This window comes from Pseudomonas sp. G2-4 (genome assembly GCF_030064125.1).
Taxonomy (GTDB): domain Bacteria; phylum Pseudomonadota; class Gammaproteobacteria; order Pseudomonadales; family Pseudomonadaceae; genus Aquipseudomonas.
Genome location: NZ_CP125957.1, coordinates 4,463,812 through 4,481,159 on the forward strand (window position 1 = coordinate 4,463,812; position 17,348 = coordinate 4,481,159).

Here is a 17,348-nt window from a genome sequence, read left to right on the forward strand (position 1 = left end):
CGCGCGCCGGTTTTGGCACCGCTAAGCGGAGTAATTGGCACCAGCCTCTGTTAGGACGGTTGAGTGGGCCAATCGAAAGATGTGGGAAATCCGGCCTCCATCTGAATTCGGTTGAGCGCAACGCGATACTGCTTCCATTCCAGCAGCGCTGCCAATTCGATATCTGTCGCAATTCCAAGGTCAGCGGCATCCTGGAGCGGAGCCATGCGGGTCGTAGCTACCGCCAGCATCTGGTCGCGCTGCACAAGCGCGGATGCTCGAAGCTCATCTTCCGTTGGCATATTCACATCCGGTAGCTGCGGAAGCTCTGGAGAGGCCAACGCAAAGCCATTGGCCACGCTGACGAGCATTCCATTGCACATGCCTTCGACGGCCTTCCGGTATTGATCATCGGTAATCTCGACCCCGCCTTCGATGACGTCGCTCGATACCATGCCATCAGTTGCATACGGCATTATTTAATCCTCAAGTAGTAAGTCACGCCGATGTTCTTGGTCCGTGTTTCGTTACCGATTCGCGGCGTACCGTTCGCTCCGTCATCACCGAGCAGTGGATAGGCACCATTTCGAACAGTCGCTCGATACACCACGCCGGGATCGGCTGCCACAGAGTTGCCGCCGATGCCTGTGTTATTAGGACTTTGCAACGGTTCGACGGAGGTGGTAGGGAGGTTGGTACCGCGTGTAGCCAGCCCAAAGCCTTGGAACTGATCGTCCTCAACCGTCCCAACCGAGCCCGCACGAATCGACCTCCGCTCTGTGTTAATGAGGTTGATACGCTGATTATTTAGCGGACTACCTGCCAAGGAGATTAGGCCACTAGCCTGTACCAGAGGCGCGCTACCGCTCACTACCTCCGCTATAAGCACACCGTCGTTATAGGGGTCAGCGGCACTGAGTTTGATGTACCGGTAGGACTGATTGGTCGGCGGCTCCAGCACGGCCGAAAGATGCGTGAATACCGGAATAGGAACACCAATGGGCTGTAGTGCCCACAGCTCGGCCTGGGTAGTGGTTGAGATAGGTAGAGGGTTTAACAGCACAAAATCGATACCGTCGTATTCGACGTCTGATAGTTGTCCGGCCATAAAGACGGCCGGGATTTTGACGCCGAACATTGAATACTGCTTGAGGCTTTTTGCCCCCTTGGTGGAAATATTGAGCGTGTCCGCTCCAGTACTCGCCACGTTGAATTTCACGCGGAATCGCTGGTTGGCAGCGTATGCGGTTATAGCTGGTGACGGGGTAAGCGTTAATGCAGAAGCGGCCCCCCCAGTAGTGAAGGCTGTAGCGCCTTGAGACTGGATGCTGGCAATACTGGCTTTTCCAGCAAGCGCGTTCGTCATGGTGGTGGCAAAGTTCGGATCCCCGCCCAGAGCATCCGCAAGTTCCTTGAGGGTATCGAGTGCAGCCGGTGATGAGGCGACCAGACTGGCCACAGCCTGTTGAATTGCAGTGCTCACCTCAGTCTTGGTAAAAGCATCCGTTATGCCAAAGCCCGAAACGGTCGTAGGCTTGCCCGTTAGCTTTGCCCAGGTGTTCGCTGCGGCCTGGATGGCCTGGATCGACTTGAGCAACTGCGAGTCGTCAGCAGGATTTAGAGTAATGCCTGCCCCTGCAATTACGTTGACGATCTCCCGCTGGACGGCATTTAGCCACGCGGCGGTGATCATAGTTGCGTCAATACCTGAGCCTGGCTGTCCTTGGGTGTATTCACCCGCACCGTTTGCCGTGCTGGTGCTATCTCCGATTTTTTGCATCAGTTGTCTCCGTAGCCGAATAGCAAAATGGACTCGGCCGGTTTCATCTGGCTGAGTCGGCACTCAAGTGCTTTGTTGCCCCAGGATGCTAAGGGGTCCCCTGCGGCGGTTAAGCCCGCCACTGCGTAGGTGACGGTCACGTCGGGGGCACTGACTCGCCAAGTGAAATTCCAGTCGCCGCCGTAAAGTCGGTCACCGGCTCGCGCGGAGCCTGCGCGGGCTGGTCGAAAGGTAGTGATGGTGATGTCGTAGCCAAGAGACTTGGCCAGAGCGATAAAAAAGGGCTTGCTTTGGCCTCCACGGGCTTGCAGCTTACTAACCACTGCCTGGACGCGCTGGCGGACGGATTGCGGCACGCCAATCAGGCACGGATCAGGCAGCGCTAGCACGCGTTCCCACTCGGCCAGCCCCATACCGCTATCAGCAAAAATCGCGCTGTAGGTCGCTTCAATCTGAGCATCAGAAGCAGTAAGCCCGTTGGCCTCTGCCTCGATGGTGGCGGATAGTTTCGGTGCTAGTCCGTCATAGGACGCAGGAGGTAGTAAAAGCCGGATCTGATCCGAGAGCGCGGTCATTCGAGCAGCCCCAGAGTAATGGTGCCAGGCCGAATCCAGCCGATCAGCGCCGGGTCATCCGACGCGCTGACGTTACCGGTCGGGGCCGTCACAGAGCGATCAACAACACCCGCCAGGTTGTTGACCATGGCCTCAATCTGCGAGCGTTTGAGGGCTTCGCCAGGCTTCAAAGCGCCGAGCAATGCCTCATAGGCAACCTGCGCAGCGGACTGAACCTCTGCCAGCGTATAACCTCCCGTCAGTTCGACCTGCGCCGTACAATTGACCGTCCGAATCGTAGGCGCATAGACCCACACATCAGCGATGACGGAACACTGTTCCAGGATATATTCCAGGCAATTGGCGATGACCTCGGCTGACGGATTGCCCGTACTGGCGGTGATGACAACGTCGACGGAGCCACCACCTCGACGCCTCGGGATGACCAGTGCGTCCGCGACACCGTCCACGCTTCTTGCCCACCGCTTAAAGTCGTAGGCGGCGCCCCCGGCCGGGGGCAGTTGAATAATGTCCAGGAGGCGAGCAAGCAATGCCTCTGGCCTTTCCTTATCTTCACCTCCGGTTGTCAGCCCGATGAAAGTGGCCGCCGAATCCATGCCCAGTGGTGGACTCACCAGAATCACCGCGCCGGAGAGATTATTGAGCCCAGTTCCCAAACTCTCTGCCCTGGCCTGGACTGTCGCCGTGCCACCTGTGCCAATTGTCGCGCTAGATAGCGTGTTAAACCGTTCACCGGTCACTACGTGCGTGATTGTCGAGCCTTGCAACAGCTCAACCCCCGCAACGCCTTTCAGCTCCACCGTACCTGTCGAGGCAACGGCTTCTTTACGTGGCACGCCTCTTATCGCAGCGGTTCGGACCAGCTCGTCTTCGTCTGCTGTATCGGGGAATATCTGGCGATACGTCCAAGCAATCTTCTGATACAGCCCCTCAATGGCGGCGGCAACCGCCGCCGAACGGACATAGTTATCGCTGTCAGTGCCGATATCGGCTTCGGCTTGGAGGTTGCGAATGTCCCGCAGAATGCCCGCGAGAATTTCCTCCAGCGAGGGGGCGGAAAAGGCCATGTCAAATCACCCTTACAGGTTGGCGAAACACCTGCGAATTGCCGGTGGCGTCGATGATGTCGGTTTGCAGCTCAAGCCAGCCGTTGTGAGGCTGCTCGGCGGTAATGGTGATCTTCTTGGCGCGGCCGTCATCCAGCAGGGGTTGGAGCGCTTGCTCGGCGTATTGCTTGGCGAGGATGCCAACCCGAGGGCGGTCTTTTTCGCGGCGAAGTTCATGCAGGCGGGAACCCAACTCGGGATCAGCCCACCAGGTTCCGAGGGGAGTCATGAGGCGGATGTAGACGGCGTTTGCCAGCGTATTGATACGCTGGCCCGTCAAGTCGCCAGTGGTGGGGTTTATGCCTGCGTCCATAGGCAGGCATCTTGCAGCGCTATGCGCTGGAAAGGACTTTCAGGGTGATTTAAGGTTCCAGGATGGGCATAGAAATCTGTAGGGAGACGAGCTTGTTAAGTTCACTTTTATGGCAATTGAAAACAATATCTGAAAGATCGCCAATGTTGAGCGTGCGAGCATCATTTCCTTTAGATCCATCCCAAGCGAAAATCCTAAACTCTCTTTGGTGACCGAAGCTGTTGGCTTTTCTCAGAAAGGCTTCGTCTCCTTTAAACGTGCCACTAAAGGTGATCGGGTCGTAGTACTCAACTAGGCCATAATTCGATCGATTTTGGGTCAGCCCATCAAGGGCGCTGTCCAAGCGAGAGAAAAAATGATCCAAACCGAAAATGACGGAGCAATAATCGCCTAGGTCGCCTTTGTCGACGTCGAGCATTGCTTCAGACCTGATCGTTTCAAGACTTTTGGCGGAGTCATCATTGCAATAGAGCGCCGACATACAATAGACGTGGTACTCGTCGTGATGGTGATAACCAAGTCTTAGCGGTCCAGCGAATCCTTCAATCTGGAAGGTCTCCCCAGTCTTATTGTTCTCAATTGTCATTTTCACATCTGTAGGCTGAAGCCAACCCGACAGCCCTTCGTGCCTATCCCCAATATTGCATTTGTCCTGCTCTTCGTATTGCCTGAAGTACTTCAGACGATTCATGTACAAATTGCCGCGCAAAAAATCCTCGCGATGCGACTCCTGTTTGAAAAAGCGGACAAGTGCGTAAAGGGTCGCTGCCATGCTGTGCTTACTCGACGGGAAATCTGCGTCCATCGTAACCAGAAACTCACTGCGCTGGCGATGGCTTTGGGCCACCCCCATGATCGTGTTGATTGTAGAGATCACGATCTGCCTGCATGGTCCGCGCATGGTCGGCAATTTCGCCATCAGCCTTGATGCTTCCCTCGTTATGCTGGTCTCCAGACATCTCAACCAACGGAGTTTCAAATCGCACCTTCATCCCAGCCTTAATTACCAGCGTATCGGTAACGATCTCGACCACCCGGCCGCGCTTCAAATGCACGTAATCCCCCTCATCGGTGTAGATCGACACTTCGCCGTCCTGGAGCGCGATTCTGTAGCGACCGTCCTCACTGGCGGCAACAATGGCATGTTTGCTGTTGCCTCCCACAGGGATAACCAGATATTCAGCTCCCGGCAAAGGTGCGGAGCTATAGCCATAGTGCTGGAACAGCTCCCCAGTCACCGACTCGCCGGACAAACCTTGCATGTCCACACCGATCAGCTTGCCATGGCTATTACGGGCCGCGACGGCACGGAACGGCAGACGTATATTCGACATGAAGCGCCCGACCTGGTCGCGAATCAATCGCCCCATATTGCTCATCACAACCCCTTAACCATTTCGATGAAGGCCGCGTCTTTATGGACCTTGCCTTTATGCTTCTTCTGCTTCACGCCATCGAGTACCCACATTTTGTCTTCTCGCAAACGCAGCTCGGTAATTGCCCCTTCACCCCGGGACAAGCGCAAGGTACGAGCCATCAAGAAATAGGTGGCATCCAGTTCGTGGGGCTCGCTACGGACGATGATGCGCTGGCCAGGTGTCCAAACCTGCCCGTTGTCGGCCCGGTGCCCCTGGACGATGGCGCGGATCTCGAAACCTTCCAGACGGCTGTCAGCCAACAGCTTGCGGGCGCGGGTGGTGGCCATGTCCTGGTTCTCGCTGGCGCTGTCGATAATAACCTTGGGCCGAAAGATCCCCCGGCGGGCCAAGGTTTCGTCCTGGATGACCGAACGCAAGTGGGAACGCTTGGTGTCGAGGCCGTCATTGTCGTACTGCCCGTGCTGGCCAAGGACGGTGATCTGGCTAAAACGGTTGGCGATGGAACGGCGCACGCTCAGGCGTTGCACGTTGTTGCCGATGCCATCCTCACGCATGATCAGCGCGCCAACCGGTGGCGTGTTGTAGTCGGGACCACCAATGACCAGGCGGCCATCGGGTTCGACCCATGGCCATAGCCCATTAGCCTCGGCAACCTGGAGCAACGCCTCCCAAGCTGTTTGGCCTGGCTCTATCTGAATGCGGCGCCGGGTCTTGGCCTGGTCGGCGCGGATCTCGACCCGGTCAATGCCCAAGGGTTTAACCACCTGGTCAAGGATCTGCGCCAACGAGGCTTCGCGCATCGATACGAATGGCGCCGAGCAGTCAACCAGGGGAGCAGCACGGTCGCGGCCGTTGATGCGAATTGAAATGCCCTGACGGGAAATATCGTGCTCGAACTCGTCGAGTTGGCCCGTCAGCACGCGATCCGTCCCCAGCGTCAGGGAACACGGCGCACCTTCTTTCAATACGGACGGCAAGCGCGTCGTGTCCTTGGTGTACAGCTCCAGCTCAAAGGCATCCGCAGGTGTCAGCAAGTCGGATTCAACCGACCAACCGTCCCAAGTGTCGTGGGCCAACCCACCAATGGCCAGGCGGATCGGTGCCGTTTGGTCATTCTGCGTAGGCACGTAGCACCCTCCCGGCCGGGATGTTGTGTGGGGTATTCAGGTCGGGATTGAGGCGGATCAACTCAAGGGCGCGGGTGTGGTCGCCATACCAGCGATGGGCCAATAGGCGAAGACTGGCCGGTGTCTCGACCAGGCGCTCAACCATGGGCGGGCTCTGCAAGATGACCTGGCGAGCGCGGGCCTGGATCAGCGCGGCAGTGTTGCGCAACGCTTCGATGATAGGCCGCGAGGTCTCAACGTCATACAAACGCCGCTGAAGCAGGATTGCGGACTGGACCAACGAACGCACCAGGTTAACCAGGCCTTCCAATTCCAACGGGCTGAGCGTCGGCTTTTGGCCTTCGTCCTCGATGACGATGGCCACCGCCTGGGCATGTGCCGCCGCCAATTCAGTGATGACCAGCACCACCAGGGCAAAGCCGCTACTTTCCACTGGATCATCAGGCATACCGTCGGGCAACAGGTTGGCATCCGGTGCATTTCCCTGGCGGGCGCTGATCAAAAAAGCGTTGCCCGCTCGCGCCGCCTCAGTAGTCAGGCTGGCACCGCCGGGGATGCTGGCCGGGACGCCGGACATCGACAGCAATGCAGTCGATGTACTGGGCGTGCTGCCCTGGACGGCGCTGCGGATCTGCGTCGGAGTGCGGAACAGGTCGACCAGCGGGTCGTAAGCGGCCGAAGGATGTTTGGCCATGGACGCCACACCAGAGACCACGCCGAGGATCTGTGAGCGCAGTTGTTGCACACGGAGGAAAATACCGGGCAAGCCCAGGGCTTTTTCGATCAGCCCGATCCAACCGCCACCGATCCAGGATTGAATCTCACTGACAAGGGAATCGATACGGCCGAACAAATCAAAAACACCGTCCTGCCATCTCGCTTGCTCTTCCAGGTCAGTGACGCCGATGTCGACGAATTCGAACTGACGGGCAAAGAATGGCAGCTCCGGTGTGTCCTCCAGAAATAGCAGACTGACCAGGGCTGAGTCGGGGCCGTCCGCGTTGTGCTTCACCTCCCACGTCTGGCTAACGACACTGAGGCTGCCATAGATGGGATGGATCAGTTCTCCAGGGCCTGGCGTGTCTAGGGCTCGTAAGATGTTCTGTAGTTCCAACTCATAGTTGACGCCGAACACTACGATTTGCATTTGAAAGCGACGGGCACCGCGCCCTAGATCCCTAACACTGTCTCCGTCCTTAAAGGGCGTGCCGTGCTCGGCCAAAGCCCGTTGGGCCTGGAGACTTTCCTCGACAACCTGGAGCGCCACCCCGCGAAAGGAGGCGTCCAGTAAAGTTTCCGCCCAGCTCATTGGCCGCGCCTCACTTGCAGGTCGGTACGGCGCTCGACTTCGGCCTGGATCATTCGTGAGTCAGACCGAACCTCAATGACCAATGGTTTGTCTAGGAGCTGCTGCAAGCGCGTTACTGCGGCTTGTGTATCAGCCCCAGCGCCTACGGCACGATTGGCAACCCCAGCCGCCCAAGCGTTGGCACCTGCGACGGATGTGCCCGAAGCTGTCAGCCCCGTTTGTTGATGCGCCAAGCGTTGGGCTTGGCTCGACAACCAGTCCTGAGATTGGCCGGGATTCTGCCCGGCCAGAGCAATGCGGTTGCCATAGAACGATGATTGATAGGCACGCTGCCCGTCGTCCAAAAGCTTGTTCCTTGCAACCATGGCCAAGCGATCTTCGTCGGTGTTCTGACCGGTCGATCCGCTGAGTTGCGTTGCACTGACGCCAAGCGCAATCGGTGCCAACCATGGCGCAATAAAACCACCAGGCTTGCCCTTGCCAGATGAAGAGGTGCCACCGGGGATATCCGGCATTCCAACGCCAGACTGCATGTTGCCCGGCCAATTAGTCACAAACACTGAAGTGACTCCCGTGGCTTCCTCCAACACCTTACCGACCGCTATGTTCTTCAGCGTCTCCGGTCCACCCATTACCCTGTTCAGCAACGCACCTGCACCGGCTTTGGCACCACGCCCACCGTAATAACCACCCACGCCCAATGCTGCACCACCCATGAGCATTTGTTCGCCCGACAAATTCAAGTCATCGAGCAGGTAGCTCCCCATATCCGCGAAGGTTTTATTAATAGGCGTCGCCATTCGGTCGATGGCCTCACCCAAAGTAGCTTTCATTCGGGCAGCCGTACCGCTGGCACTGTTCGTGTTTTCTTTCAGGTCACTGTTGAAGATTGGTTCGGCTTTCTGGAGCGTGGTAGCGCCATTGCGGAAGTCGTCCAAGCGCTCGCCGGTCAACATGCTGCGCATACCGCGCACGGTGTCCTGGTCCATGCCCTTGAAAACGACGCCCATAAACTTTGCGCGTTGTTCATCTGTTTTCATTGCGCTGTACTTTCTTTTCAACTCTTCAAATACAGCGAGTGGGTTCTTTGATGTCCCGTCTTTGTTGAAAAAGCCAACACCGCTTGAGTTGGTGATTTGATCTCGGTATTGCTTATTACTGAATACGCGAAGGGTAGATTCGGCCAACGTCCCGAGTCGATCCGGTTGTAGCTCGACTTTCGAAAGGGCTTCAGTGAAGGCGAGAGCTTGCTCAATCGACATGCCTGCGGCTGATGCGACACCGCCAATTTTGGGAAACAGATCAGATAAGTTCTCAAGTTCCGCCGTACCGAGGCGGCCTGCGACGGTCATTTTTTGCAAAAGGTCGAGGGCCGCATCGCCCTTGTTCAGATCGATGTTAAAGGCGCTTGCAGCCGCAACAACAGCCTTACCCAGGACGGCGGAATCTGCGCCCGTGATAGTTGATGCCTGACCGATAGCATCGGCAGTCTTTTTAGCCGGGTCATAATCCATGCCTGAGGCGATCAAGGTATTAAAACCAGAGTCCACACTTTCGCGGCTCAAACCGTAGTCCTTGGCGATCCTAAAGCCTTCGTTCTTCCAATCGTCCTTCTGCTCTGGCGACATGTTCGCCGTTTGTTTTGTGCGGATTAACTGACGATCTAAACGAGCACTACCGGTCAAACCGGCCACAGCGCCTATGCCAACGCCAAGGCCTGCCAATTGGCCCTGAGCACTCGCCCCCAAAAACTTGATTCGATCAAACTCTTTGCGAACACCTGCTGCGACAGCCTTAAGCGCCTGGAGATTGCGGCCACCATTTTGCGCCAGACGACGGAAGGCTGATTCGGTGCGCTCAACGCTTTGACGAAGCGGCTGCACACCTTGACTATCCGCGCTTGCGGCGTCGGCCTTGATGTCTCGCGCAGCCTTGCGCCCAGCGTCGGCCATCGCTTTAAGTTCGTCCTTGGTCTTGCTGATCTCTAGCCGAGTCTGCGAGCCCGCTTTCGCGGTTTCGCGCATGGAGTTTCGGATGACCTGGTAACTCGTTGCGCCAGCCTGGCCGACCTTTGAAATGGCCGCCCCAGCCTTCCAGCTTTCATCGGCCAATGACTTTGCGCCTTCCTTGCCAGCCTTGCGCAAGTCGCGGTTGAGCTGGTCGATTTCGCGGCGGCTGTTTCCCGAGTGGGCTTGAATACGGAGCGCAACGCGCAAATCTGAACTCATCAAACACTCCAGAGCGTCTTACAGATACAAGAAAGGCCCGGTATCGAGCCTTTGAATCACTTGGGGGCAGGCAACTTTTTACGTTGCCGTTTGCTCACGTACCGCGTGGCTTTGGGCTTGCCTAAGATCAGGTCAATACGTGCGTCGATCTCCGGCCGAGTCATCCGCCGGATCTCGTCTAGGCGGTAGCCTGCTCGGACGAGTCCATGCTCAATGCGTCGCCAGTCGGCGATGCCGCGCTCGGCGGCGCGAGCTTTTTTTCCAACGCGGCATCGGCATCTGCGAGTAGGCCAAGATCGCTTTCAGTCAGCGCTACGCGTAGCAGATCCGTTGTCAACGCCTCGGCCGGAATATCACCCAAGTAAAGAAGCTGGCGGCGATACACATCGACCGTGATCAGTTGCATTGGCCCATGGGGGAAGAGTTCTTGTGCGCCGATCAAATCTCCGGTGACAGGCGTTCGTAGTGTGAAACGCTTATGGCGCGTTCCGGCGTAGTACACACCGATTTGCAGCTCACCGCTGATGGTCAAGCCATCCCACTCTTTATTCGATTGCTCGGTCATTCCCTCACTCCGTGTAGTAGTTCAATGCAGCGACGGTTAGATCTCGGGTGGCTTCACCTTCGACCTGGTACTTGCTGCCCATCTCCAGCAACGAGCAGCCGGTCCAGGTCTGGCGCTTGCTGCCACCGTCCTGGGGATAAATCGTGATTTTGGCGTCCATCAATGCGCGCCAATCCGGTTCGCCCGACTTGGGAATGGCCACCGAGATTTTCAGCTCATGCTCTTCAATGCCTTTCGCCGTGCCGGAAGCTCGACCGGTACGGTTCATGGTCTTGACCACCTTGCGTCCGGTCTTGAGGCTCGGCTCAACACTGAGCACTTCATAGTCGGTGCCGTTGATCTCCAGGACGATTTGTCCCACATAGTTATCAGCCATCTAGCGTTACCTCTTACAAGAGCAGGTCGATGCGGCCAGCAAACACATGCAGGCCGTTGACGACATCGGTGGGAATGGAAGCGTTGAGGCGGTTCACGTCCTGGAGCGAGCGCTCGACCACCAAGCCATCGGCGTTGGCCTCCACCTCTTCGATGATCTCCAGCTCTTCCAGCTTGAGCAGCACGTCCAGCAGCTCGCCGCGCACGGCGTCTGGCGTTTTCTTGGAGAGTTTCGAGCGAGGGAAGCGCAGGCGAATGCGCTCGCGACAGGCATTGCGCACGTAATACAGGATGCGCATGGTGGTCAGATCGAGCAGCGACACATCCGTCGCACCGGCTGCGGACTTGGTGTAAGTCGTGACGGCGCGCACGATTTGAATCACATCACCGGCCGCAACCTCCAATGGTGTAACGCCATTGGCCAGCGCGGTTTCCTGCTCGGTGCGGCCAAGACGCTGGGTGATGGTCGGCACCTGGATACCCTTCAGCACCAGGGTATTCAATGGCCGGGCCGGATCTTCCTCCGAAGCAATCACGGCGGCGTAGGCAGCAGCCACCTGACGCGCTGTCGAGTTGGTGCCCGGCAGCACGGCCAAGGTGATCGCACCCGAGTTCAGCGAGGCGGCCAACGTGGTGGCGGCGGACAAGGTGCTGGTCAACGCCGCCACACCGATGATGCTTTGTTGCTCGATAGAGTCGGTGTAGGTCTGGATATGCGTGCGCAGCGCAGTCAACGCGGTTTGGCTGAACCAGGCAGGCACCAACAGCGTGTAGCCGCCCAGCGCCGTGGCATCCAGCGCGGCGGTAATGCTTGGCTCGGCGTCACCTTCAACCACAACACCCACGGCCGAGATAGCCACGTAGCGATAGGCTCCAATCGCAGCGGCGACCATCTCTTCAGCAACCGGCCCAAAGAGCTTCCCAGCTTCGGTGGCACTGTAGACCTGGATCGGCACATGCGGTGCCGCCGTCGCGTTGGCGCCAAGCGGAACAATCAGGCAAATGCTCTGTTTATTCGTCGGCAGTGTACGCACGGCAAGGCTGGTGTTGAATTCAAAATAGGCACCCGGCTTGCGGATCGAGGCCGGGATCGTGTCAAAGGCAATGCTCATTCGACGGGCTCCTGTGCGGGTTGTTTGGCACTGCTGCGAGGCTTCTTGCTGATGAGCAGTTCGCCCGCCGCAATTCGGCGACGGTAATAAGAAGTGTCCGGCACCTCGACCGAGTCAGCGGGTGCCGCTTCGATCTGTTGATACGGGTCTTTTTCCATGGGCACTCGGTGACCAGGCGCGGCGATTACGTGCATTACACGTCCCTCAGTTCGATGTTGTCGGTGGCCACCGGCTCGGGGTTATCCGACGGCGAGTGGTACGCCATGTTGATGCCCAACAGGTCCGGCAAGGCCTCGGCCGGTTTCTGCCAATCCAGCTCAATCAGGAACGATTGCCCCAGGACAGACAGGTGGTCGCTCGACAGCTTGCCGTTGACCAGGTTGGATAGTTCTGTCGGTCGGATGGCGGCGCGGTTTTCCCACGGCTGCCAGTCCACCAGTTGATGCATGCAGGCCTCCCAAAGCGCATAGCTGCCGATATCAGTTGGCGTCGTTCCGCGCCGGGTCTCCCGCTCACCGCGTGGGTGACGGGTGGCTATGACCAGGCGGAACGTAATCGGCACGCTGTAGCGCCCTTGGGCAGAGCGTTTAAACGTCACTTTCGGCACCATCACCAACACGGCCGGGCAACGCTTGAGCAAGCCGGACAACAGATCGGGGTCGCTCAACTCACCGCCGTAGCTTTCAACGGCCAACTTGGGCAGCTTGGCTTTCAGCTCTTTGAGCCGCGCCTCGATCAAGTCCTCCAGCTCGCCCAGCATTACAAAGCCCTCAAGGTGCGACGGCTCATAAGCCGAGGCTGACTGCTGACTTGTAGCCCGGATTGGCCGCCATCACCGGCGCCGCGTTCCTTGTCCTCGGCAGCCAGGGTTTCCAGGCGTTTGATGACGTCCTTGTAGAGCACACGCACTGTCGACTCTTCCTTACCGGCGTCGTCGTACAGGTGGTAGCGGGCAATCTCGGCCAGGTCGTCAGTCACCCATTGGGGTGCATCCTCTCCGGCCGGGCGGAAACGCAGGTAAAACGAAACCTCACTGCGTGCCCTGGTCACGGCGTCGGCGATCCTGGCCAACGTCGCAACCGCGATGGCGATGTCCTCGGCGGGCCAGTCATCCAACGGCTGACCCGATGCAGCCGCCACCAGCAGCTCCGGCTCAATGGTCCGCCCGTCGTCCGGCGCCGCGACCTGGGAGATGTCGCGGGCACCAAAGCGGATCAGCAGTTGAGTAGCCGATGGCAGCGTCAGATTCATTTGCCGTCGGCCTTGGCTTTGGTGGAGCGGGCTTTCTCAGGCTTAACAGGCGCTTCAACTGCACCCGAGGGTGCGGGCGAGTCGTCCGCAGGGCGCCCATCTACCGTAACCGGGCCAGGTCCCTGAGCATCCGGTCCTGGCTCGCTGTCGCCCAGGACTTGAGCGGCGGTGTCGACCACTGCATCACCCACAGGTGCAGCGTTTGCTTCAAACGCTTGCGACTGGCTTGTTTCCAGGGCGTCGGGCGCTTGCGATGACGGGGTTTGCGACAAAGGTTCATTGACCTGCTCCTGCACCTGGTCGAATCCATCCGCCCCATAGGCGAGGATCAATTGCGGCTCTTTACTCAGCGCCTCCAACTGTTCATCCGTGAAGAAGTCGTCCGCGTAGCTCGTCGGCGTACTGGGATGGGCGATACCGCAGCGACGGAAACCGTCGCGCTTGGAGGTGATAACAATCGTCATAGCGCCTCCTTATCCCAGCCAGCTCGGCGCCAGTACTTCGGCGGTGCCTGCCCACTCGTTGCCGTTGTCGGCGTCCTTGACCAGGATCTTGCGTGCCATGCCTTCCAGTTGGGACGGCACGACCAGCAGCCCAGGGTTGATGCCCAGCGGACGACCACCGTCGGCTTGAAAGTTCTTCATGGCGGCACGGGCGGCGCCGTAGGTCTCGGCGGTCAGCGGCTCTTTCGAGCAGTAGGCGAATTGCCAGAAACCGAAACCCACATTGACGCGGGCGTCGACGCCATAGCGGTACTCGTCGCGCATGAACACCTGCTCATCGTCCATGCTGGTCATCGCTTTGAGGGCATAGTTGCGACGGGTCTGGAAGATGATCGGCTTGATTGCGCGGCTGACATCGAGCAGATACCAGGCCGGACCTGTGCCGTCCTTGTAGTTGCTGACCGATACGGCCGTGCCGGTGCCGTCAGTTTCTGGGTAGACAGGGTGATCGGCGTCGAAGAAATTTTGGCCGTCATAGCACTGCGTGGTCAGCCCGGCTTTCAGCAGGCCAAACACCAGCTCGTCGGGGTGGGCGCTAGAGGCCCGGCCCATCTCGGCGAACAGCGGCTTGTAGACGCCGATCTCGTCGTCTTCGATGGAGTCGCGAGGAACGCCTACCGACGACTCGAACTTTTTGTTAGTGATCGAGTAGCCGTGCGCCGCCATGTTTTTGAGCACGCGGTCGCCGATCCACTCGCGGAAGGTCGGGAACTGACCCAGCCAACCGTAGGTGTTGCTAGCGGACGAAGAAGGCACAGGCGTAGCGATGCGCTTCCAATCCGTTGGGGTTGTCGCCTGGGCGTTCTGAAACTCTGCCTTGAACGCGGTAAACAATGCCGTCAAGGAGCTGGATGTAATGATCATGAGTGCTTCCTATATAGAGGGACGGATTACGCCTTGCCCTTGATGAACTCGGCTTCGCTCATACCCAGCAGCGAGGCGACCTTTTGCTCTTCGGCGTTCAGCGCCGTAGCCGTGTTGTCTGGCTTGCGTTCGCCCAAGTTGCTGGCAGCGGCCACAACCGGCGCCGCCTCGACAAAGGCCTTGAAGCGGGCCAACCCGGTTTCGTCCTGGCAGGCGGCACGGTGGTAATCAACAGTGGCTGGGGTGATCTTTCCGGCCTGGGTAGCAGCAGTGATCAGGGCGTCGACCGCCTTCTCGTGGTCGGCTTTCTTCTGCGTGGCCAGTGCTTGTTCGGCGTTAATGGCGCGGCTCTCCAAAGCGTTGTAATCCGCCCGAGGGACGAACTGTTCCAGGTTGGGCCGTTCGGCATTCATTGCCTGGGCGGTGGTTTTGAGTTGCGTGGTGGCCGCGATGGCCTGTTCTTCGGTGGCGGTTTCGGGCAAGCCGAGCGCGGCCAAAAGCGCAGGTGAAAGCTTCACAGGCGAGTTCTCCAGGGTTTCTTGGTTGAGGGCTGTCAGCAGAAAGTTGGGTTTGTTGGTCAGCCCGGCGCTGACCAGGCGCACAATGCGCGTGGAGTCGGATTCGTAGTCGAAGACGGGAGAAAGGAAGCGGTATTCGCGGTTGACGACTTGATTGGCACCGCGGGGCGTCCAATCGACAAGACCCCACAGGCCGCCGTTCCGGATTTCCAGTTGCTTGATCCAGCCAGCGGCCGGGGCGTCTTCGCCCTTGGTGGCTCGGTGCTGGGTGGCGTGCTCCCAATCGATGGGCAGATCGATAGCGCGACCGGTGAAGCTAGATTGCACGAGCAACCCGGCCTGCTCATCGAACAACCATTGCCGACCGTCACGGCCAGAGACCTTTGGGCCTGGGGGGATAAGTTCGACCCATTCAGGCGCCTGGCCGTCAGAGACGGCGGCGGATAGGTCAGTGTTGAGGGCGAGTTGTGTTTTCATGCCGCCAGTTTGGGATACGTGGCGGCTCTACTAAATGTCAGGAACGTTTAAGATTTTTGGGAACGGCTATTAATCTGAGCGATTAATTCTTCGACAACCAACTTAGCACCAAGCTGCGTGGCGGCACTATTTACAACAAGTACTTCCCCGTCGACTAGTCGTTCAGGCGTTTCATCACCATCGCTGTCAAGTACCAACTGAACAACAGGTTTCTTACCGACTCGATGCTGTAGGTTTGCTAGGATGTTCGGCTCTAGCTGTTTTCCCCGGCGAAAAACCAAGATAACACAGCTAGCATATATATTTGATTCATGGCGCCTAAGCGCTCCTTCCATCGCTATTCCGCCACTGCAAGCAACCCTTTTAGCTCTCAAATTATCTTGTATTTGCTGACCTAAGCTCAAAGATAGGCCTGCATCATCTAAGATAATTATCTCGCATTTGTGGCCGCTCCAAACATTGAGTTCATACACTTGTGGCGTTAAATCTTCTACAGTCGAACAGGCCTTTACAAAATCTTTGCCAAGTTCGCTTAATTGAACCCCGTCTACGAACCCTTTTGCTGACAGGCCTACCACCGCTAGATGCTCGACACTCCATGGGATGTAATTAGTCAAAAATTTTTCGGCTGTCAGTTCACCTGGGCCTTGGTCAGGTATGATTGAAAAACTGCTGATTACATACGCTTTTCTGAGGAAGTCCAGATGGTCCCATGCCATTTCCTTGAGCGCCAATATGTAGTGCCGCCTCAGTTCCGACTTTATCTTGCCCAGGGCAATAGCACGGGTTAGCAATGCGTAGGGGACAGTTTTTTCATCCTCGATGTCTGACAGACAAGCTTGCATAAGCGCATGAAAATTGGCTTCTTCTAATTCTGCGCTCAGCATCTCCTCGTCTAGCAATTCATCTCGATACAGAAGATGCTGATGAAACTCCAGGATCCGCTTGTCGTCTCTGGCATGCACATATTCTCGTATTTTCCCTATTCCAGTCTTTGATATCTCGTACAAAGCATCAGCGATGGGAGAGCCCCCTGTTGAGATGTTCACCCCGGCCTTCAGAGCAATGTCAGCGACCTTCAGTACTTTTCCAGTGGCTGAATGCCTTGAAATGCCTATGAGATTTTTTGTAATCCTTGCCATAAGGCGATCCTTCTTAGCGAGTGTCTGGGTCAGGCTAGCACTGAAACGCAATCTAACGCGTGTCTAACGCCTAGTCTGGCATACGCCCCCGCCCAAGGCATGCGACGAGAAGTATCGTGGCTGATACGCGACTTGGATGGCTCAATCGCCAACCGGCTCTAGAAGGTAATTTTTAACAATAAAAATCAGCTCCTCATCATCCTCAGAGGACAAGCCTAGATAGGGGCGTTCGGGCAACTCTGCCGAGTGCGCACCTCGTGTCACCCACTGTGAAAAATTGGATGTGCGTTTCCTAACAAAGCGATTCCCGACCGAACCATCCTTACCCTGACGGAAGTAGACCTGCTGCGATCTTGCCGCGTGCTCGATCTTGCCGCCAAACTGGTGGATCGCACCGTAAGGGCGGTCGGTGCCAAACGCTAGCTCGTTATTGCTGACGCTATGACGTAGCGTGTCCTGGAGGGCACCTGTCTCCCGCAGGATGCGGGCATCTCTCTTTTTGGCCAAGGTTGATGGCGCAAGCGGCGCCCAGGGCGAACCATCAGGAGCAACCTGGCGCCTGAATCTATCGTCCGTGGATTGATGCAAGTACTCGGCGATGTCCAGGAGGGGTGTCGTCAGATCCCCAAGGCGCCCCATCAGCTCTGTGAGCGCAGCCCCCGTCCGGCTGTCGTCCAGTTCCACATTAAGCATTGCACCGGCCACAAGCACCTCCTACTATCTATTCAGCCCATTGAGTGAGCAG

General features: G+C 57.6%; 21 protein-coding genes. All 21 read right to left on the bottom strand.

Translation table 11 applies throughout. The annotated features are described in order from the left end of the window. Nucleotides 1-50: 50 nt before the first annotated feature. The gene (locus QNH97_RS19360; RefSeq protein WP_283553454.1) at nt 51-455 is read right to left on the bottom strand and encodes a tail fiber assembly protein; all 405 of its coding nucleotides are present in this window, start codon (nt 453-455) and stop codon (nt 51-53) included. Continuing rightward, nucleotides 455-1,759, bottom strand: coding sequence for a hypothetical protein (locus QNH97_RS19365; protein ID WP_283553455.1), 1,305 nt, complete (start codon nt 1,757-1,759; stop codon nt 455-457). The genes QNH97_RS19360 and QNH97_RS19365 overlap by 1 nt, the downstream gene beginning before the upstream one ends. Then, nucleotides 1,759-2,334 carry a YmfQ family protein gene (locus QNH97_RS19370; RefSeq protein WP_283553456.1) on the bottom strand — a complete coding sequence of 192 codons (576 nt, stop codon included), beginning with the start codon at nt 2,332-2,334 and terminating at the stop codon, nt 1,759-1,761. Before QNH97_RS19370 ends, QNH97_RS19365 begins: the two co-directional genes overlap by 1 nt. After that, nucleotides 2,331-3,401: a baseplate J/gp47 family protein gene (locus QNH97_RS19375; protein ID WP_283553457.1), complete on the bottom strand. Its 1,071-nt coding sequence runs from the start codon at nt 3,399-3,401 to the stop codon at nt 2,331-2,333. The genes QNH97_RS19370 and QNH97_RS19375 overlap by 4 nt, the downstream gene beginning before the upstream one ends. Nucleotide 3,402: 1 nt before the next feature. Continuing rightward, on the bottom strand, nt 3,403-3,753 hold the full coding sequence (locus QNH97_RS19380; protein ID WP_283553458.1) for a phage GP46 family protein: 351 nt from the start codon (nt 3,751-3,753) through the stop codon (nt 3,403-3,405). A gap of 49 nt (nt 3,754-3,802) precedes the next feature. Continuing rightward, the gene (locus tag QNH97_RS19385) at nt 3,803-4,672 is read right to left on the bottom strand and encodes a hypothetical protein (protein WP_283553459.1); all 870 of its coding nucleotides are present in this window, start codon (nt 4,670-4,672) and stop codon (nt 3,803-3,805) included. Then, on the bottom strand, nt 4,572-5,132 hold the full coding sequence (locus tag QNH97_RS19390; RefSeq protein WP_283553460.1) for a phage baseplate assembly protein domain-containing protein: 561 nt from the start codon (nt 5,130-5,132) through the stop codon (nt 4,572-4,574). Before QNH97_RS19390 ends, QNH97_RS19385 begins: the two co-directional genes overlap by 101 nt. Then, entirely contained in the window at nt 5,132-6,259 is a 1,128-nt protein-coding gene (locus QNH97_RS19395; RefSeq protein ID WP_283553461.1) for a phage baseplate assembly protein, read from the bottom strand. The genes QNH97_RS19390 and QNH97_RS19395 overlap by 1 nt, the downstream gene beginning before the upstream one ends. After that, the gene (locus tag QNH97_RS19400) at nt 6,243-7,568 is read right to left on the bottom strand and encodes a DNA circularization protein (RefSeq protein WP_283553462.1); all 1,326 of its coding nucleotides are present in this window, start codon (nt 7,566-7,568) and stop codon (nt 6,243-6,245) included. Before QNH97_RS19400 ends, QNH97_RS19395 begins: the two co-directional genes overlap by 17 nt. Continuing rightward, a complete protein-coding gene (locus QNH97_RS19405) occupies nt 7,565-9,796 on the bottom strand; it encodes a phage tail tape measure protein (protein ID WP_283553463.1) in 2,232 nt (743 codons plus the stop codon). The genes QNH97_RS19400 and QNH97_RS19405 overlap by 4 nt, the downstream gene beginning before the upstream one ends. Nucleotides 9,797-9,974: 178 nt before the next feature. Beyond that, a complete protein-coding gene (locus QNH97_RS19410) occupies nt 9,975-10,361 on the bottom strand; it encodes a hypothetical protein (RefSeq protein WP_283553464.1) in 387 nt (128 codons plus the stop codon). Between the two features lie 4 nt (nt 10,362-10,365). Next, on the bottom strand, nt 10,366-10,737 hold the full coding sequence (locus QNH97_RS19415) for a phage tail protein (RefSeq protein ID WP_283553465.1): 372 nt from the start codon (nt 10,735-10,737) through the stop codon (nt 10,366-10,368). 13 nt (nt 10,738-10,750) lie between these two features. After that, the gene (locus QNH97_RS19420; RefSeq protein WP_283553466.1) at nt 10,751-11,848 is read right to left on the bottom strand and encodes a phage tail sheath C-terminal domain-containing protein; all 1,098 of its coding nucleotides are present in this window, start codon (nt 11,846-11,848) and stop codon (nt 10,751-10,753) included. Further along, on the bottom strand, nt 11,845-12,006 hold the full coding sequence (locus QNH97_RS19425; protein ID WP_283553467.1) for a DUF2635 domain-containing protein: 162 nt from the start codon (nt 12,004-12,006) through the stop codon (nt 11,845-11,847). The genes QNH97_RS19420 and QNH97_RS19425 overlap by 4 nt, the downstream gene beginning before the upstream one ends. Nucleotides 12,007-12,041: 35 nt before the next feature. Continuing rightward, nucleotides 12,042-12,608, bottom strand: a complete 567-nt coding sequence (locus QNH97_RS19430; RefSeq protein WP_283553468.1) for a phage protein Gp37 — start codon at nt 12,606-12,608, stop codon at nt 12,042-12,044. Then, nucleotides 12,608-13,099, bottom strand: coding sequence for a phage protein Gp36 family protein (locus QNH97_RS19435; RefSeq protein WP_283553469.1), 492 nt, complete (start codon nt 13,097-13,099; stop codon nt 12,608-12,610). The genes QNH97_RS19430 and QNH97_RS19435 overlap by 1 nt, the downstream gene beginning before the upstream one ends. Continuing rightward, entirely contained in the window at nt 13,096-13,563 is a 468-nt protein-coding gene (locus tag QNH97_RS19440) for an HI1506-related protein (protein WP_283553470.1), read from the bottom strand. The genes QNH97_RS19435 and QNH97_RS19440 overlap by 4 nt, the downstream gene beginning before the upstream one ends. Nucleotides 13,564-13,572: 9 nt before the next feature. Then, nucleotides 13,573-14,466: a Mu-like prophage major head subunit gpT family protein gene (locus tag QNH97_RS19445; protein ID WP_283553471.1), complete on the bottom strand. Its 894-nt coding sequence runs from the start codon at nt 14,464-14,466 to the stop codon at nt 13,573-13,575. Between the two features lie 26 nt (nt 14,467-14,492). Beyond that, entirely contained in the window at nt 14,493-15,461 is a 969-nt protein-coding gene (locus QNH97_RS19450) for a phage protease (RefSeq protein ID WP_283553472.1), read from the bottom strand. 47 nt (nt 15,462-15,508) lie between these two features. Further along, the gene (locus QNH97_RS19455; RefSeq protein ID WP_283553473.1) at nt 15,509-16,603 is read right to left on the bottom strand and encodes a hypothetical protein; all 1,095 of its coding nucleotides are present in this window, start codon (nt 16,601-16,603) and stop codon (nt 15,509-15,511) included. Nucleotides 16,604-16,744: 141 nt separating this feature from the next. After that, nucleotides 16,745-17,308: a phage virion morphogenesis protein gene (locus QNH97_RS19460; RefSeq protein ID WP_283553474.1), complete on the bottom strand. Its 564-nt coding sequence runs from the start codon at nt 17,306-17,308 to the stop codon at nt 16,745-16,747. Nucleotides 17,309-17,348: the final 40 nt, after the last annotated feature.

Bases quoted from the DNA above. Each gene is read 5' to 3' on its own strand.
- QNH97_RS19420 (WP_283553466.1), bottom strand. From the start codon at position 11,848: ATGAGCATTGCCTTTGACACGATCCCGGCCTCGATCCGCAAGCCGGGT.
- QNH97_RS19435 (WP_283553469.1), bottom strand. From the start codon at position 13,099: ATGAATCTGACGCTGCCATCGGCTACTCAACTGCTGATCCGCTTTGGT.
- QNH97_RS19375 (WP_283553457.1), bottom strand. From the start codon at position 3,401: ATGGCCTTTTCCGCCCCCTCGCTGGAGGAAATTCTCGCGGGCATTCTG.
- QNH97_RS19410 (WP_283553464.1), bottom strand. From the start codon at position 10,361: ATGACCGAGCAATCGAATAAAGAGTGGGATGGCTTGACCATCAGCGGT.
- QNH97_RS19390 (WP_283553460.1), bottom strand. From the start codon at position 5,132: ATGAGCAATATGGGGCGATTGATTCGCGACCAGGTCGGGCGCTTCATG.
- QNH97_RS19385 (WP_283553459.1), bottom strand. From the start codon at position 4,672: ATGGCGAAATTGCCGACCATGCGCGGACCATGCAGGCAGATCGTGATC.
- QNH97_RS19450 (WP_283553472.1), bottom strand. From the start codon at position 15,461: ATGAAAACACAACTCGCCCTCAACACTGACCTATCCGCCGCCGTCTCT.
- QNH97_RS19440 (WP_283553470.1), bottom strand. From the start codon at position 13,563: ATGACGATTGTTATCACCTCCAAGCGCGACGGTTTCCGTCGCTGCGGT.
- QNH97_RS19365 (WP_283553455.1), bottom strand. From the start codon at position 1,759: ATGCAAAAAATCGGAGATAGCACCAGCACGGCAAACGGTGCGGGTGAA.
- QNH97_RS19430 (WP_283553468.1), bottom strand. From the start codon at position 12,608: ATGCTGGGCGAGCTGGAGGACTTGATCGAGGCGCGGCTCAAAGAGCTG.
- QNH97_RS19370 (WP_283553456.1), bottom strand. From the start codon at position 2,334: ATGACCGCGCTCTCGGATCAGATCCGGCTTTTACTACCTCCTGCGTCC.
- QNH97_RS19400 (WP_283553462.1), bottom strand. From the start codon at position 7,568: ATGAGCTGGGCGGAAACTTTACTGGACGCCTCCTTTCGCGGGGTGGCG.
- QNH97_RS19415 (WP_283553465.1), bottom strand. From the start codon at position 10,737: ATGGCTGATAACTATGTGGGACAAATCGTCCTGGAGATCAACGGCACC.
- QNH97_RS19425 (WP_283553467.1), bottom strand. From the start codon at position 12,006: ATGGAAAAAGACCCGTATCAACAGATCGAAGCGGCACCCGCTGACTCG.
- QNH97_RS19455 (WP_283553473.1), bottom strand. From the start codon at position 16,603: ATGGCAAGGATTACAAAAAATCTCATAGGCATTTCAAGGCATTCAGCC.
- QNH97_RS19360 (WP_283553454.1), bottom strand. From the start codon at position 455: ATGCCGTATGCAACTGATGGCATGGTATCGAGCGACGTCATCGAAGGC.
- QNH97_RS19405 (WP_283553463.1), bottom strand. From the start codon at position 9,796: ATGAGTTCAGATTTGCGCGTTGCGCTCCGTATTCAAGCCCACTCGGGA.
- QNH97_RS19380 (WP_283553458.1), bottom strand. From the start codon at position 3,753: ATGGACGCAGGCATAAACCCCACCACTGGCGACTTGACGGGCCAGCGT.
- QNH97_RS19445 (WP_283553471.1), bottom strand. From the start codon at position 14,466: ATGATCATTACATCCAGCTCCTTGACGGCATTGTTTACCGCGTTCAAG.